The organism is Paenibacillus methanolicus, from assembly GCF_008124765.1.
GTDB lineage: Bacteria > Bacillota > Bacilli > Paenibacillales > Paenibacillaceae > Paenibacillus_Z > Paenibacillus_Z methanolicus.
In genome coordinates this window covers 665,455-681,515 of the sequence record NZ_VNHS01000001.1, presented here as the reverse complement: position 1 = coordinate 681,515, position 16,061 = coordinate 665,455, and the positions used below count along the sequence as shown (strand labels likewise).

At 49.7% G+C, this 16,061-nt stretch carries 14 protein-coding genes; 2 read left to right on the top strand and 12 right to left on the bottom strand.

Going from position 1 to position 16,061, the window contains the following annotated elements; translation table 11 throughout:
• Positions 1-31: 31 nt before the first annotated feature.
• The 6 genes from BCM02_RS02375 to BCM02_RS02350 all read right to left on the bottom strand — a co-directional run bounded on the left by BCM02_RS02375 (position 32) and on the right by BCM02_RS02350 (position 9,719).
• Positions 32-838: a carbohydrate ABC transporter permease gene (locus tag BCM02_RS02375; protein ID WP_148927437.1), complete on the bottom strand. Its 807-nt coding sequence runs from the start codon at positions 836-838 to the stop codon at positions 32-34.
• On the bottom strand, positions 835-1,782 hold the full coding sequence (locus BCM02_RS02370) for a carbohydrate ABC transporter permease (protein WP_148927436.1): 948 nt from the start codon (positions 1,780-1,782) through the stop codon (positions 835-837). The genes BCM02_RS02375 and BCM02_RS02370 overlap by 4 nt, the downstream gene beginning before the upstream one ends.
• Before the next feature lie 100 nt (positions 1,783-1,882).
• Entirely contained in the window at positions 1,883-3,268 is a 1,386-nt protein-coding gene (locus BCM02_RS02365) for an ABC transporter substrate-binding protein (protein ID WP_187433977.1), read from the bottom strand.
• An 82-nt stretch (positions 3,269-3,350) separates the two neighbouring features.
• Positions 3,351-5,117, bottom strand: coding sequence for a cache domain-containing sensor histidine kinase (locus tag BCM02_RS02360; protein WP_148927434.1), 1,767 nt, complete (start codon positions 5,115-5,117; stop codon positions 3,351-3,353).
• A complete protein-coding gene (locus BCM02_RS02355) occupies positions 5,114-6,685 on the bottom strand; it encodes a response regulator transcription factor (protein ID WP_148927433.1) in 1,572 nt (523 codons plus the stop codon). The genes BCM02_RS02360 and BCM02_RS02355 overlap by 4 nt, the downstream gene beginning before the upstream one ends.
• Before the next feature lie 529 nt (positions 6,686-7,214).
• Positions 7,215-9,719, bottom strand: a complete 2,505-nt coding sequence (locus BCM02_RS02350) for a pectate lyase family protein (protein WP_148927432.1) — start codon at positions 9,717-9,719, stop codon at positions 7,215-7,217.
• Positions 9,720-10,277: 558 nt separating this feature from the next.
• Here BCM02_RS02350 and BCM02_RS02345 point away from each other — a divergent pair.
• Positions 10,278-10,694, top strand: coding sequence for a VOC family protein (locus BCM02_RS02345; protein WP_148927431.1), 417 nt, complete (start codon positions 10,278-10,280; stop codon positions 10,692-10,694).
• Between the two features lie 140 nt (positions 10,695-10,834).
• On the opposite strand, the gene BCM02_RS02340 is transcribed toward BCM02_RS02345, so the two are convergent.
• From BCM02_RS02340 to BCM02_RS02330, 3 genes are read right to left on the bottom strand one after another with little or no spacing between them, the layout of a single operon-like run.
• Positions 10,835-11,941, bottom strand: a complete 1,107-nt coding sequence (locus BCM02_RS02340) for a sigma-70 family RNA polymerase sigma factor (RefSeq protein WP_425466138.1) — start codon at positions 11,939-11,941, stop codon at positions 10,835-10,837.
• The gene (locus tag BCM02_RS02335; RefSeq protein WP_148927429.1) at positions 11,851-13,065 is read right to left on the bottom strand and encodes a leucine-rich repeat domain-containing protein; all 1,215 of its coding nucleotides are present in this window, start codon (positions 13,063-13,065) and stop codon (positions 11,851-11,853) included. The genes BCM02_RS02340 and BCM02_RS02335 overlap by 91 nt, the downstream gene beginning before the upstream one ends.
• Positions 13,066-13,094: 29 nt before the next feature.
• Positions 13,095-13,781: a hypothetical protein gene (locus BCM02_RS02330; RefSeq protein ID WP_246183156.1), complete on the bottom strand. Its 687-nt coding sequence runs from the start codon at positions 13,779-13,781 to the stop codon at positions 13,095-13,097.
• 294 nt (positions 13,782-14,075) lie between these two features.
• On the opposite strand from BCM02_RS02330, the gene BCM02_RS02325 reads away from it, so the two are divergent.
• Positions 14,076-14,255, top strand: a complete 180-nt coding sequence (locus BCM02_RS02325; protein WP_148927428.1) for a hypothetical protein — start codon at positions 14,076-14,078, stop codon at positions 14,253-14,255.
• Between the two features lie 106 nt (positions 14,256-14,361).
• On the opposite strand, the gene BCM02_RS35795 is transcribed toward BCM02_RS02325, so the two are convergent.
• The 3 genes from BCM02_RS35795 to BCM02_RS02315 all read right to left on the bottom strand — a co-directional run bounded on the left by BCM02_RS35795 (position 14,362) and on the right by BCM02_RS02315 (position 15,910).
• Entirely contained in the window at positions 14,362-14,598 is a 237-nt protein-coding gene (locus tag BCM02_RS35795) for an SDR family oxidoreductase (protein ID WP_246183155.1), read from the bottom strand.
• Between the two features lie 19 nt (positions 14,599-14,617).
• Positions 14,618-14,893, bottom strand: a complete 276-nt coding sequence (locus BCM02_RS35790) for an SDR family NAD(P)-dependent oxidoreductase (RefSeq protein ID WP_246183154.1) — start codon at positions 14,891-14,893, stop codon at positions 14,618-14,620.
• A 195-nt stretch (positions 14,894-15,088) separates the two neighbouring features.
• Complete coding sequence (locus BCM02_RS02315) at positions 15,089-15,910, bottom strand: type II CAAX endopeptidase family protein (RefSeq protein WP_148927427.1); 822 nt, start codon at positions 15,908-15,910, stop codon at positions 15,089-15,091.
• Positions 15,911-16,061: the final 151 nt, after the last annotated feature.

The window sequence follows — 16,061 nt, the reverse complement described above, 5'->3', positions numbered from 1 at the left end:
CTTTAACGGGTTTGGACTTTCAACGCCTGGGTTACCCTTTTACGGCCCCGGCCGTTATTCCTCGTATGAAGCTTTTGGTTCCAAGCACGAAGATGACAATGAGCGGCGCAATCGCGATCAGTAGCCCCGTCAGTCGCGCTCCGTAATCCGTTCGATATAAATTTCCGAGCGAGTTGATGCTCAAAGGGATGGTGAACAACGATTCTTGATTGATCAGGACAAGCGGAAGCAGATAGTTGTTCCATGATCCCAGAAACACGAGGAGAGACAGTGTTGAAATCGCAGGCGTAATGACAGGCAACACAATCTGCATGAAAATGCGGAACTCGCTGCAGCCATCCATTCTCGCACTCTCTATCAGTTCGGTATGCAGGTAGGTCTTCATAAACTGCACCATCCAAAATACCCCGAAGGCGTTGGTCGCACCTGCAAGAATCAATGGAAGATGAGTCTGGCTCAGATGAAGCGCTCTCATCTCGATCAGAAAGCCGACGAGCCCGATTTGGCCTGGTACCATCAGAGTGGCGATAATAAAAGCGAGCACTGCCTTTTTTCCCCGAAACTCGTATTTCGTCAGGGCAAAGCCGGCCAAAGCGCATATGAACACACAAATGACGGTAGTGGCAATGGCGATATACGTGCTATTCCAGAAACTTCGCAGGAAGTTGCTTCGCAGAACGGTGAGCAAATTCTCCCATAGATAGTCTCCGGGCCCGAACATTTCCCCCTTGAAAATATCCTCCGATCGTTGCGTAGTCATCATCATCAGAATGTAAAAGGGAGCGATTGAAATCAAGGAGATGACGGCAAGCACGAGATTTATTCCGATTTTTCTCATTCCCGTTCCCGCCTCCCCAGGAAAAGGTAGCTGATGACAGTAAACACAAAAATGATTAAAAACAGCGTAAACGCGACAGCCGAGCCATATCCGAACCGAAATCCGGCAAATGTAACGTCAAAATAATACCAGATTGCCGTCAAAACCGATCGCTCGGGCCCTCCGACCGCGGCGGCGTTAGCCGAGAACAGAAGCCGTGGCTCGTCGAACATCTGGAGTCCTCCGATGAGGTCGGTCAAAATCAAGAACATCGTAATTGGAGCAAGCAACGGTATGGTTATCTTCAGGAATGTGTGCGCCGGAGAAGAGCCGTCAACCTTGGCCGCCTCGTAAAGATCTGGAGAGATCGCGCTAATACCTGCAAGATAAATAGCCATATGATAGCCCGTATATTTCCAAATAATAATGACTGCCACGATAATTCGGGCTGATAAGGGTTCGCCGAGAAAATTGATTCCTTCCTGGACCATTCCCAGTTTAAGCAGAAGCGCGTTCACCGAGCCGGACGACCAGTCGAACAGAATTCCGAAGAGCAAACCGATAGCGACAGGCGTTGTAATGTACGGCAGAAAATTAATCGTCTGGAAGAAAGATCTTCCTTTCGTTAGCTGAAAAAGAAAGGTGGCCAGTAAAAGCCCGAACACGATGACGATCGGGGTGGACATGAGCATAATGAGCATCGTATTGCCGATCGACTTCCAGAAAAAAGGATCTTTCGTAAAGATGGTCACGTAATTTTGCAGCCCGACAAATGTCTTCTTGCCCATTCCGTCCCAGCTCATAAAACTGGTTGTAAACGAATACAGGATCGGATAGATTTGAAAAGATACATAAAGCGCAAGAAATGGCGTTAGAAAAAGATAGGGCCAGATTCGAAATGGAATAAGATAGCGCGTATGTTTCTTTGCTTTGCGAGCCGTTTCGGCACTTGCTGCCGTGCTCATAGATATTCGTCACCTCGTTCCTCATTCAACAGGGAAATCGATAAAACGGAGGCTGGGCCGCCTGAATGGACGCGCTTCAGCCTCCAGTTTTATTGCCCCGCTATTTCACTTCCACATCCGGTAGTTTGGCCTTCACTTCTTTCAATAGCTTATCGAGTGCATCGGCAGCCATCACCTTGCGATCGGAATTGAGCAGTATGATGGACAGGTTGGCTGCATCATTAATAACAGAATCATATTGGGATATCTTCAGCGTACCGATGTTAGGCACGACATCATCGATCCAGAATGCGCCGATGTCCTGCCCTGCGAAGAATGGATCGGGAGAGGAGGCGAAGTTCGGATCTTCGTATACGGATTTAAGCGGAACATAGAAGCCCAAATCCTTGCTGATCGATGCGCCTTCCTTCGTCAACAGCAGCCACTTGATAAATAACCAGGCCAATTCCTTGTTTTTGCTTTCCTTGCTGATCCCGAAAGTCGTTCCTCCCCAGGTGAACGGTCCGCCCGGCGGTTGCATCAGACCCCAACGCCCTTCGCCGTCTTTATCATTGGTCTTGATCACATATTGCGTACTCCAGTTTGCCGCCGGATAGAAAAGATGCTTGCCGGCTGCATAGCTGGCATTCCATGCCGGCGTCCACATCTCCAGCTTGTCTACGATCCCGGAGTCCCGAACTTCAACGACCTTCTCCAAGATATCCTTCATTCGGCCAGTCACATTAACAGTCGCTCCGTCGTAGAAAGGCGTCTCGGTTTGGCCTGAAAGGAACGTGTACACGTCTCCGAGACTGGCGAACAGATAAATGCCGTCTTTTTCTTTCAGTTCCTTACCCTTCTTGATCAGCTCTTCCCAGGTCGGAAATAACGCTTCCAGTTGCTTAGGGTCGTCAGTGCCCAAATAGTTCTTCGCCAAGTCCCGGCGATAAGCCATGGCCGCAGGAGTTAACGTTTGTTCGATCCCTACGATTTCTCCCTTGGAGTTACTTGTTAACGGCAGCAAGTAATCGAATACGCTCGATTTGTCAAAATTGTAGGGCGCATTCTCGAGGTTTTCCCAAATATCGATTTCAAACGCCTTCGCTCGAAATCCGCTTTCCCCAACCAGAAGGTCGGGGAGCACACCTCCCGAAGCGATTGTCGTTTGAATCTTCTGGACATAATCTCCGGCCGTGACATTCGTTACTTCAAGCTTCACATTCGGATACGTCTTCTGGAATTCCTTAAAGGAAATATCGTAGTAATTGGCATCCCAGCCCCAGAGCGTAATCGTTCCCTTGTAATCTTCCGGCATTTTCTCAGCCGCTTCGGAACTCTCGCTGCTTGTTGCGGTTTCTGCGCCAGCGGTCTGACTTGGTTCGTTACCCGAATCAGAAGCGGCTCCGGTCTTGTTGCCTTCCCCGTTCCCTACGCATGCAGCGAGCATAACGACGGCCAGCGCAAGCGTAAGCCATACCGCAATGATGGGTCTTAAACGTTTGGTCACCTTGTTCCCCCCAGTAGCTTTCGTTTTGGTTACATTGCAAACTCTATCACTTTGAATGCGGTTACAAAACATAATAACCCGGTTATTTAGTGTAATATCCGGGGGACTGTGTTAACGGAATCGTGATTTTGATCTGCGTACCGACAATCGGCATCCGAACGATATGCATGACCGCAGCCGGTCCGTAGAAGCTTCGCAGCCGATCCCGAACATTAGCCAGCCCAATCGGCCTCATATGCCCGGACACATCCTGTTCTATTAAACTTTGCTCGAATCGATCGACCGCTTCTTGATCAATGCCGACACCGTCGTCTTCCACTAAGATATACAAATAGTTCGGGTCCATTTCCATTCGAACCGTAATCGTTCCCGGCTCCGGCTTCGATATAATCCCGTGGAAAAGAGCGTTTTCAATTAGCGGCTGCAAAATCGTACGGGGAATGACTTGCTCGAGCAGGACATCGTCAATCTGCCATCGTACCTCGAACCTGTCGGGGTAGCGGAATTTCTGAATCGTTAAATAATGGCGTACGCTCTCGATCTCTTCTTTGACCGTGCATTGATAGTCCGTCTCCGTAATTAACACCGACTCCTGTAGCAAGCGAATAAAAGCGCTCACCATTTGAACGATGTCCTTGTTGCCCTCAAGCTGTGCCATATAGATCACGGTGTTCAGCGTATTGTAAATGAAATGCGGATTAATCTGGGACAGTAATAGATCAAACTGCAGTTTTTGTTTTATTTTTTCATCCGCAATGGACTGACTAATATAATTTTGCAGTTCGTGAAGCATCCGATTAAACCCTTCCCCAAGCAGTTCGATCTCGTCGCCGCTGCGAATCGCTACCGTTGCATGAAGTCTGCCCATAGAAGCTTCTTTCATCGCAGTCGTCAATTTGGAGATCGGTCTCGTTATGTTGTGAATAAGAGGCGTAAGGGCGAGCAAAATGATGATAAGGGTTACAACCGTTATGAGAATAAAAATATACATAATCGAGTTGATATCCCGTTGGATCGCGCTCTTCGGTTTAGCCGTTACGAGCTTCCAGCCATCCCACATCATTCCGTTTATCGTGATGAGCTGCTTCCTGCTTTCCTTCTGAAAAACGGTGGACTGCGCGAGATCGTGTAGCGGCAAATCGTAGGACACTTCGTCAATGCCTGATCCGTTACCCATAATCGTTCGATTATCCGCGTCTAGCAGATAGTAGGCATCATAGCCTTCTTCTCTTTCAACAGAAATTGCTTCGGTGATGTACGCTAGATTGACATGAATAATAAGCTCGCGAAGATTACTCTGAGCGTCCAGAACCGGGTTATACCAATTGATATAGCTGACGATATCTGTCGTCTCCTGTCCCCTCTTAAGGTGGTGGACCTCCGAGAAACCCGAGTGAACGTTTCTTTCCTCGTGGTTTCGATACCACTCCTCCTGTAAGGTTTTTGTATAGTAGTCATTGAGTAGACGGTTCGTGGAGAAAGCCTGTCCATCTTTGCCGACTAATACAATACTCTCGATTCCGTTTTTAAGCAGCAAAAATTGATTCAAATACGTCGACATCTCCACTTGGCCGTTGAGTCTTTCATATAGATCGGAGGAGTAGATCGTTTTCATGCGCGATTGAATCCCGGGGTCCACCAAGATGTTATAAGCCATATTGCGTAAGTCGTTCTGGAAATAGCGGAGTTGACCGGCGGTTTGACTTAGTTGGATCGATTCGTCCTTCATGATCTGTTTCTTCAAAATCTTATTAAAGTAAGAATAAGCAATTACACCGCTAGCAAGCAGCGCCAAAGAAACGATGACGGCAACGCTGGCGATGACTTTGGTTTTGATTCTGGCTCTCATCGGTTATCCGCCACGCTTTCCTTGTATTCCTGGGGAGTTAACCCTGTCCATTTTTTGAAAACATTGCAAAAATACTGACTTGACCGGTATCCGACCAACCTAGCAATTTCATATATTTTGTAGTCAGCTTGACGAAGGAGCGACTTCGCTTTCTCCATCCGGTATCCAATCACGTAATCCATTATCGTTCGGCCGACTTCTTCTTTAAACAAGTGACGAACGTGATCGCCGCTAAGCGATTGTTCGCGGCCGATCGTCTCCGCGCTCAAATCCTCTCCGAAATTCAGGTGAATGTAATGGATCATTTTTCTTACTTTACTGGAGTAATTCATCATAGGATCGGAATAGGAAGCGATCGCTTCCGTTTGCTGGACAAACCACTGTTTAATATCCGCCACTGAATACCATAATTGATCATTTATTTCTCTCTTCGTAAACAACTCCGGGTAGGAAGGCATTCCTTTGACCGCCCGCAACTGCTCCAGTTGACGAGTGAAGGTGTAACACATCCATTTAAGCAGCGTCGGATGGAATCGCTCTCGTTCCAGATGCGTGAACGCCGCGTCGATTCGAAGCCGAAGCGAATTCAGCTCCCCCTCTGCCGGCGACTCCCGAATCATCTGATGCAGCACTCCCCATTCCGCCTCCACATCGAACGCTTCCAAGGCAAATGAACCCGGCGCCACGATCTGCTCCCTGCCGCGCTTCACCAGGAATTCCGATGATTTGTCCAACTGCAGGAACTGTTCGCTAATATCAACGGGTCGCTTGCATGGCCGGGATATTAGCACGGATAGCGTGGATTGTCCCCTTTTTGCCCGTTGTTGGTAGACGGATGCAAGATGATGAGCCTGTCTCCAAGTATTATCCTCGCCTGCGTTTCCGGATAAGAAAACAAAGACAACTTGTTTATCCTTCGCGATTTCAATCGTTTCAATATAGGTCAAGCTGGATAATTCCCCGTAGAAATCGATTTCCTCCCATTTCGGGAGAGGAAGCCCCGGTGGATCAATCCTATTTTCTAGTACGGGAAAAGCCTTGTCCGCCTGAATGTATAAAAGAAGGATACTCCCTCGTCCGAACAGCTCCGCTTCCAACTCTCGGGGGAACTGTGAAGTGAGCGGGGACTTTCCGATCAGCTCCTTCAAGGATTGACGAATCATCAGTTGTTCTTTCTTCTTCTCTTCCTTCAGCCGCTTCATGATCTCAAGAAGCTCTTCCTCCAGATAATGCGCATTCATTTCATGCTTTAGCAAGTAGCCCTTGATTCCGATCCTGAGCGCTTCCTTCGCATAATTAAAGTCCCGATGAGACGTCAACAAATAAATGGTTCTATTCCTGTTTTGAGCAAGAATGCGTTTGCTGACCTCTAAACCGTCCATGACGGGCATGCGAATGTCCATAAAAATCAAGTCCGGGTTCTCCGTATTCACCAGATCCAGAGCCTGGTGTGCGGTGATGGCTTCCGCCACGATCTCAAAACCCAGTGACGGCCAATCCACCAGAGATTTCATATGCCGTAGAGCCATAATCTCATCATCAACAAACATCACCCTAATTAGCTCCATTCGATTCTAGGCCTCCAGTTATTGATATGAATCTTGCGCACTCTGCCTCCCGTACGGATAACATAGGAATATACGTTCGTTACATTTGGCCGATTTCCTCCCTTTAGAGTCTGTTAAAGTTCCCGATCGTTAGAGAAGACCAAGCGCGTTGCCCTCCCCTTCGCAAGCCGGAATAACCGGCCGAGACCCCCTGCAACCGGTTCACGATCTAATTGAGAATCATCCTCGTTTGGGTAGAACAATACATGTTCTTGGCCTCAATCGGCAAACGATATAAGCTCTTGTCATTTGCTTTTGACAAGAACTTATATCGTTAAAACAGAAAAAGCCGCGACTATGCGGCTTTGAAGCATATATGTTCTGGTCACCCGACATATTTGTATGGACACATGTCTATGGTGCGCAGGCATTCTGGAAAAACGATTAACCACCATCTGCGCATAGAGGACGCTCCCTTCGCCTTGGCTTGGGCTACGTCCTCCTCCAAATACTCCATTCCAACCGTGATTCAGTCAGAGCTTTAGCCTAATTACTGCATCGGTTCAAATCCATTCATCAAGCTGATATTGGAGAACTTGGCATAGTTCAGCTGGTCGAGGTCGTTGGCAACATCATTGCTGTCGACGGCGAAGCCGACATAAATCTTCTTCTTCATCGGGATGGTCCGCTCGCCGATCTTAGCCCAGGACTGTCCGTCCAAGGAACCGTAGGCATAGAAGATGTCGCCTTTACGGCCCAACTTAAGCCAATAACCCTTCTCCACTCCGTCCAGTTTGAACGGAATGTCCGCCACCAGCTGTATACCCGCCTTCGATGCATTGGCTGCACTGTCCAGCGTTTCGGTCATTTCGTTAAAGCTGCCGCCCTTGGTGTCCCTTCCTGCCAGATAGGCGGACCAGGGGTAAGATTTGGATATTTTTACCCAAGAGAGCCCCAATGCCGCTGCAGCACTGCCATTCGTCAAGTCATCACGAATCATGAGACCTGTGAAAGCGTGATTATCAACGGAGCCGATTTCATCCAGCCGCACGGTAAACTCCAGATCCCCGGACATCTCCTGGTAGACAAATTGGAAGTCATCCTTGGTTGCGTCCGCCTCTTTGGAACTTTCCACGGCACCTTCACGTTGACCAAGCTTGCCGCTGCCTTTGACCGTCATCACGCCGTCTGTCAGGCTCGCGGAGCCTTTGACATCCGGACTGCCGATATCCGCTGATTTCCAGCCATTTTTACCTGACAGTTTACGGTCGACGTTGATATGGATCTGCGCAGCAGTGGTTTGGGTAGCGTTCCCCTCCGTATCAATGACCTTTGCAGAGATAAAGTAGGAAGCGTCTTGAAGCCCCTGGATGGTATACACATATTTGCCGCCGCGAAGCTTGGCATCACCCAAATATTGCGAACCGTTGTAGACTTCTACCTTACTAATATCGTGACCGAACTTGGAGGAAGCCTTGATCTCCACCGGTACTGCTTTACCTAGGTCAAATTGAGCATTGTTCGCGGGATAAGCCAGCTTCGCCTCAGGATTTTCGGCGATATGCTCCATGTCTACCAGTCCGTTCATATATAGCTCGAGCCAGGAGTAACCGCTCTCTGTAATCGTCTTGTAGGCGTCAGGGTTCTCCCAGATCCCTTGCTCCTTCTCCCAATCGTCGGCCATTCCGTTCAGGTTAGTATCGAAATCAGCAGGGTGTTGCTCCTCGATCCTCCCAAAGCCCGATACATATCCACCAACCTCATGCTCCGTATTGATGTAGCGACCTAAGCCTTGCTTCACTTCCGCAACGATTCTGGCATCGATCGCATCCCGTCGCGGATAGGTGGCTCCGACCCGCGAAAGGATATCTGTCAGCAGCTTTTCGTCAGCAGCCTTCACCCCGCTACGCACATAATCGTCAAATCCTTGATTGGTCACGCCATGATTCCCTCCCGTGCTATCTGCAGAGAGGTAAGGCTCCGTTCTATAAAAGGTTTGGTGCGGCCCCTCGGTATCGCCGGAATTTTTAACGAATTCGGAGGAGCCGTCTAACAAGCCTGTCAGCGTATTGTTGATCCGGTTCCCATTGATATAGAAGCCTCCGAGCTTGCCAACCTCGCCAGCATCGATAACCCTATCGGCTACATTGTCCCGTGTGCCCGGTCCTGCGATTTCGATGTTGTTCATGTAGTTCGTAAAGTTGAAGCCGCCGCCATAAATCGTGTTAAAGCCCCAGTTGTAGATGACGTTATTCGAAAATTGCACGACTGCAACATGATCTGCATCCGCTTTACCGGCATAACCACCGCCAAGTCTCGGGTTACGCGAGGTGTGGCCCGCATAGAGATTGTGGTGGAAGGTGGTCTTGTCCCCGCCTGCAATCCCGCCATAGCCATGTCGACCTTTGGAGTGCCCCGACAGGGTTAAGCTCTCCGAGATGATGGACCATTGAATGGTGCCATTCTCGCCCCGGTAGGTTGAGAGGGTCTCGTCCGTATTCCAACTGAAGGAGGAGTGGTCGATCATAAACTGTTTGTTATCCCTTCCCCACAGAGCGTCCATGGAATCACTGCCGTTGAACACATTGATGGCACCTGGGCGGAAAGACATATAACGGATGATGATATTCTCGGAGTTACTGATATTGGTGTCCCAGCCGGCTAGCGTAATGCCGTTACCCGGTGCAGTTTGTCCGGCAATGGTCAGATTCTTGATGTTATTCAGTCTTAGGGAGTTCTTCAACTCAATGGTGCCCGACACGCGGAACACGATCGTACGTCCTTCCTTAGGGGTTGATTCAACCCCATATCGGAGAGAGCCTTCAATCGGATTCTCACCCGAACCATAGTCCATAAGGTTGGTTACGATGTACACGTCACCGCCCCGGCCGCCGCTGGTATAAGCCCCGCCTCCTTCAGCACCGGGGAAAGCCAGGACTCGCGCATTCATAGATGGGCCTTCCTCAGCCTGTGTTGTTGCCGTGGCACGGGGCAAAATCAAATTAGCTGACAGCGCTATCGAAAGACAGGAAATGACGGTGATTGCTCTTTTCATACGGGGACTCTTATGTTTCATCTGTTGATTCGTACAACAGGATCCTGCCTGACTAGAGCAACTAACCCGCTGTCATCCGAGCGCAGTCCTGCTATACTTCCTCCCTTCAATAATGTGTTGGTTGGCGGCATAGAAATGATGTGAAAGTGCTGCCTTGACGACCTTAGCGTAGGCGTTTTCTTGCATTCCGTATATAATCATTTGCCCATTTATAAGCTAAGATCCCGTTATTATGCGGTTTCCACTGTACATTTCTGGGCTTATGAGTACGGGATAAGTTGATGATTATTGCTTCGCCGACAATCCATATGCTTTATACAACTTCCCGGAGGCGTAATATATACGGAAACGCATTCCCTTGGCGGTCGCCAAAGGAACAACGGGCGAATACATAATCTGGAAATGAAATACCTACGCTCCTCCCCTTCGCGGATATGTCTTTTTTCAAAAAGTATTCTTCCGAGACCATGAGACCGATGAATTCCCGGATCGGCTGTCGTCTATATAAACGAAGGCATAAATGAATACAAACTAATTTGACGAAGAGGTGTTTTGAAAATGGCATTAACGTCCGCATTCACGAGCTTCAACCTGCCTGTAAAAAACGTAGGACAATCGAAAGCGTTCTTCACCGGACTCGGATTCGAGCTCAACCCGCAATTCCCCGAGAACGAGAATTCGGTTGCCATCGTGATCGGCGACAACCTGCAGGTCATGCTGATCAATCAAGCATTCTTTAATACGCTTACGGAGAAGGAATCCGTCGATACGAGCAAGTATGCGCAGATGACGATCGCATTGGCCTTCGAGAGCCGGGAAAAGGTCGATGAAATCGTGAATACCGCGGTCTCCTTGGGCGGGAAATTGCACGCTGAACCTGAAGATCATGGGTTCATGTATCATTGGGGCTTCGTGGATTTGGACGGCCATCTGTGGGCGATTAACTATATGAACATGAATGCGGCACAAGGTTAAGGCTAACGGATAGCACGCTCGAATTAGGGTTCAAAAAGAAAGACGCCAGGCATCTTCCCCGGCGTCTTCTTCGCGATGATTGATTTTGTTCGGTATAGGCTTTGAAATTGTCCATGATCGCTTGCCAGCACTGACGATATTCATTGGTCAATTCGCTCAGGCAGCCCTAATCGCGAAAATAATGGCGTATGAATGAAGTTTTGAACGTGCAGGATTTGATTCTCTTTGGTTTCGATGACGTGGATGCCCCAGGGTACCAGGCCAGTGCCCTCTTTGTCCGGCATGTACTGGGCCAACGCCGGATATCCGCCATTCACCGTGACGGGCACAAATCGCGAACCTTCGCAATGCCAGCGAGTAAGCGAATAGAAGGCGGACAAATCTTCCTTGCCGCGGATCCACATCTCGAAGGGCGGCATCGACATGCAGCCTTCCTCGTGGAACAACGCGACGAGCGTGGCAATATCGAATTGCTCGAAGGCCTCCACATACCGGGACAGCAGCTGCTGGTCCGGTTGAACGTCCATGCTGCTGAGCTCATCCGAGCGAAGCTGCGCCCGGTCCATCGTCTCTCGGGCTCGTTGCAAGGCGCTGTTCACCGCTGCCGGCGACACCGCCAACGTCTCCGCGATCTGCTTGGAGGACCATTCGAATACATCCTTCAAAATGAGTACCGCGCGCTGCCGCGGAGGCAAGGTCTGCAGGAGAGCGATAAAGCACAGTTGAAGAGTATCTCTGCGGACGAGCCGATCCTCCGGATTGCTCCCAAAGTCGGGAGACGGCCAGATCCAGGCAGAGTCCGGCAGCGTGTCGCGCGGCTCGACGATGGCGACGGCCGGGTCGAACAGGTCAACGGGAAGCGCGCGGCGTTTGGATTGTCTCAGCTTGTCCAAGCACAGGTTGGAGGCAATCCGATAGACCCATGTTTTGAACGAGGAATCCTGTCTGAACGTGCTCCCGCTCTGCCAGACCCGAATACTCGTCTCCTGAACGGCATCGTCCGCATCGTCCATGGAGCCTAGCATTCGGTAACAGAACGAGGTTAAGCCCGGCTTCAAGCTTGCAAATAATGATTCGTCAAATGCGGTCTCGTTCATCGCGGCCTCCCTTAAACGATCTCCCCGAAGGGCGGTACCTTCATTATAGGATTCCAAAATCAGTATTCGCGCGCCGCATCGAACCAGCTTATAGCCATCTCCTCTCTTATGGGCTGGCCGATCATGTGTTTGGACTGGCTGAGTTGCCATACTGCTTCACCGAGGTCTTCTCTTTCGGTGGTTTCGATCCCCTTGAGGGTATTAAAGCGCACGGTGAAGGCCGTAATAGCTGCCTCGGCATCAGCAAGATTGCGGGCCTGGGCCATGGAAGCCTCAGCAACGTTGTAAGCTTCATTAGCCAATCTGGCCAGACGTTTAGGCCAGGACGAGAACGGGCGGCCAAATTCGGTCGTCCACCACTCGGGTTTTCGTAATTGGCTCACTGAAGCATGGTCGGTCCACGGGCGGGTCTTTGCGCGTGTTTTCATTTGCTGCTTAAGGCGCTTTCCGGCGCTCTCTTCCACATTGAAGGCTATAAATCTATCAAGCAATGGCCACGCGTTCAAGGGTGGCAAGGCCTCCAGATCAGGCATGAAGCGCAGCTCCAGATGGGTTAACTGGTCATGCCGAGCTAACGAGTCCACATCGCTGAAGTGCCCGCTCAAACTCAGTGACTTCAGGTTTGGAAACCGGTCCAGGCAGTCCAGCGAGATGGGCTGTCCCTGCGGCGCGCTTTGTAGCGTCAAGCACGTCACCTGGTGCAAGTCACTCCTATCGGGCAGCATGAAAGGAGGAGCATTTTTGCGTCGGCTGGTACGCGGTGCTAATGTCAAAGAAGATGGCAAACCGCCAGTAGCTGAGAATCGTGATAGATCGCCGGACACGATTAAGCGACAAGGCCTCTTCGGAAGTTTCAATTTCAGATTCCCTCCGGACTGGCCTAGCTCTATATGCAAGCCATGCAAAATGGACTGACTGGCGTCCACCACCGCATCTGCAGTCAGCACCGGGGACCATGTCATCTCTTCAATGGGCCGTTTCTGCGCCCATTCAAAGAAGCCCGCGTCACTGCCTGTATAATGCAGATATCGCGGCCATGGCGAGCCCGCCGGTGTGGCAAAGACATCAAACTCGGTCCAGTCGATGCGTGCATCGGATGCCACGACAAGGTCTGCCTTTTTCACCAAGTGCGGCGGTCCGATTGATAGGCTGCCCACACCGGGCTGAATGACAAGCGTGTGGCTGTGAGGACCCGTCAGATCGATGAGATAACGACCGGCCTCTCTAACAGAAGCAGGAAGGCGAGCATGTTTATCATTTTGCACTTCCGTCATCCTTTCTTCTGATTGGTGTGGATCTCCACCTAGCGGCGACAAACTTGCATGAATGCTTCTAACGGCTCCAGAGTCGAGAACGTCTTCTTCGCATCCTTCTTCCGTTGCTCACCGTAGCGTTCGGTCAACTCCTCGACTGATTCAGCTTTAATCTTCGTATACCCCGATTTGGTATATCTGTTTATGTACGTCATCTGCCCTTCCTCTTCAACCCACTCGTAAACGACGTCATATTTGTCCCTCAGATGCTTCAAATGATGTGACCGGCGCACCACTGCAAAATGTTCTTCAATGGCTTCATCGCATTCGTCCATAATCTTCTCGTATGTGCAGCCAACTCGCTTCAGAATCTCCATTGCCCGTTCATCGCCGTATCTCGCGAGGAATGCCTTCAACGATACCAGCGCATATAACGTTATTTGTTCCTTGTCATTCGGATTCTTGTATTCATAACAGCCTACAACCAAATTGCGGTCGGTCATTTCCTCCTTACTGAATTGCATCTGGAACAAATGCTCGAGCGACTTCTGCTTCATAACGGTTTCCAACATCTGTTCTTTATCGATCTTGATGCCCGTTGTCACCCACGGAAACGGCAGTTGGCTGTTACTTTCACGCGAGATGCTGCCCCTCAGATTCAAAATCGGCAGACCCGTAGCAATTGCGTACGACCTGTTATATCCTTCGCCCTCGAATATTGCCTGTTCTTCTCGCATGTGTCTTGCCCCTCCTTTGATATGTTCCGGCCTTTAGGCCTTGGCGGGTTATTTTTGTCATGCACAATTTCTAGTATAGCAGTATTTGTTTGAGGTTCTATTGAAAAATCGTGACAAACTATTAGCGGGTTTAGTTCAACAAAAACAGCCGATCGTCATGATCGGCTGCACCTTCTAAGGCCTTTCTGTTTATTTCTGTCCACCAAAGTGGAAGCCGAATTGACCGTTATATCCCCCTAATTGACCGCCAACATCGAAACCGAATCCCTTTCCCCCACCTAGATGGCCTCCTGCATGAACGCCTACTCCGTAATCACCGCCCAGATATCCGCCAGTATGAACGCCTATACCTTGCCCTCCGCCAAGCTGGCCCCCCATATGAACCCCAACCCCGTAATCGCCGCCAAGTTGGCCGCCGACATGAACGCCTACACCATGGTCTACTCCAAAATGACTACCCGCATGAACACCTAAGCCATAAGAACCGCCAATCTGGTTTCCGCCCTGGATGCCTGTGTTCTGACTGTTATTTGGATATACGCCATAGTACTGCTCGGGATACGGGTAGTAATAAGACGGTCTAGCACATCGACATGGGGAATACAAATAGGGATTGCTCATCCTGATCAAGCCTCCAATCTGTTGTTAACATTAACCTATTCAATTTAGTCAAATCGTGATACTTGTCGGCGTTACCACCGTCGGCCGTCAGGCTGGCTCCTGTCGTAAACGTGGCATCAAACGCCATAAAAAGAACCGCTTTGGCCACTTTCGCCGGGGTACCATGGCGTTTCATCGGCGTGAGATTGTCGCCCATCTCCTCAAAAGCCATCCTCTCAAGCCATTCCCGCATTCACATGCAGAAAATCGATAGCCCCCATTTCTTCCTCTACTTCTTTGCGCAATTTTATAATATCCGCCATAGATGTTATATCTGAAACGATCACCCGTGCGCGTTCGCCAAGCGCATTCGAAGCTTCTACCACCTTGTGGGGATTGCTGCCCGTAATAATGAGTTGGGCTCCGCCATCAACCAAAGCCCTTGCAGTAGCGAACCCCATCCCATGTGTTCCTCCAATGATAACCGCTTTAATTTCATTATAATTGCTCATTGATAGTCCTCCTTTTATTGTTATCGAATGCCCCATTACTCGAAGGAAATAGCCCTTTTCGGAGATGGCACGATTATCATAAACGTTCTCATTTGCGTGAAAGTCAATATCTCTTATGTCCGTGCGGACGGAAACGGAGCCAATGACGACTGCCTTGTTGTCTTAACCGAGTTTTAGTAATTTCTAGACCGTCCCCTAGCTACTATGCGATATCCTTGATTCCCATTTTTCGCCCCGCCATAAATACCAAGTTAGGCCTGCATAGAATAGGATGCCAATCAAACCCATGTCTCCTGCAAGATACATACTCCCCTCTGATTGGGCAGTGAAGAGTGTAGTGAGCACAAGCCAGCATAAGTTATGACTCGTATGCATAAGAGAAGCCGGCCATACGCTGCCTGTACGCAGACGCAGCATGCTAATGACTGGTGCCAAGAACATGGTGCTTACAACGGTAAATGGCAGTAAAATCCACAGCTTCTCTCCTTGGTGATACTCTCTTGTTAGCAGTATGATGGGGAAATGCCAGATCCCATGAATAACTCCATTTATCAACATCGCCTTGCGCTCCCCGATACCCATAAGCCGCGGCAGCAGATAACCTCGCCAACCCAACTCCTCGCCAAGGGATTCAAAGAGCGTCCCCTTAATCAGTGCAAAGATCAGTACTGCGGGAACGACTTCCCATTCAAAGCCTTGAAAGTCCGTAGGTACATCCAGCTCAACCATCCCCAGTGCCCAAACGGTACCGTAGCCGAGTGCTAAAGGCACAATTGGAATGATCAGGGCTGGAAGCCATCCCCGAAGTCCAAGCTTATGCAGACCGAGCTTCCTCCAGTCTTTATGGGAATAACCATCCCGAGTAACAACTAGCATCATGATCAGTGCCGCAAGTGTCGGCGTCATCATATACAGAAAGCCACTTATGCCCGGTATGCTGGCAAATGCAATCCCCAATAAGAGCGAAATCGAAGTAAATAGACCTGCTTTTCTAGTATCCTTTAATTTCGTTAACAAAATATTTCACGCCTTCCGAGTAGGTTTATTGCGGCCATTCCGCGTCGTCCCCCTACTTTACAGAAGGAAAGTCATGTCTGTTAGTGACATTAGGATAGAAAAAGTCAACGATGTCATATAAGCCAGTGAAATAGAAAAAGCCGGCAGCCAC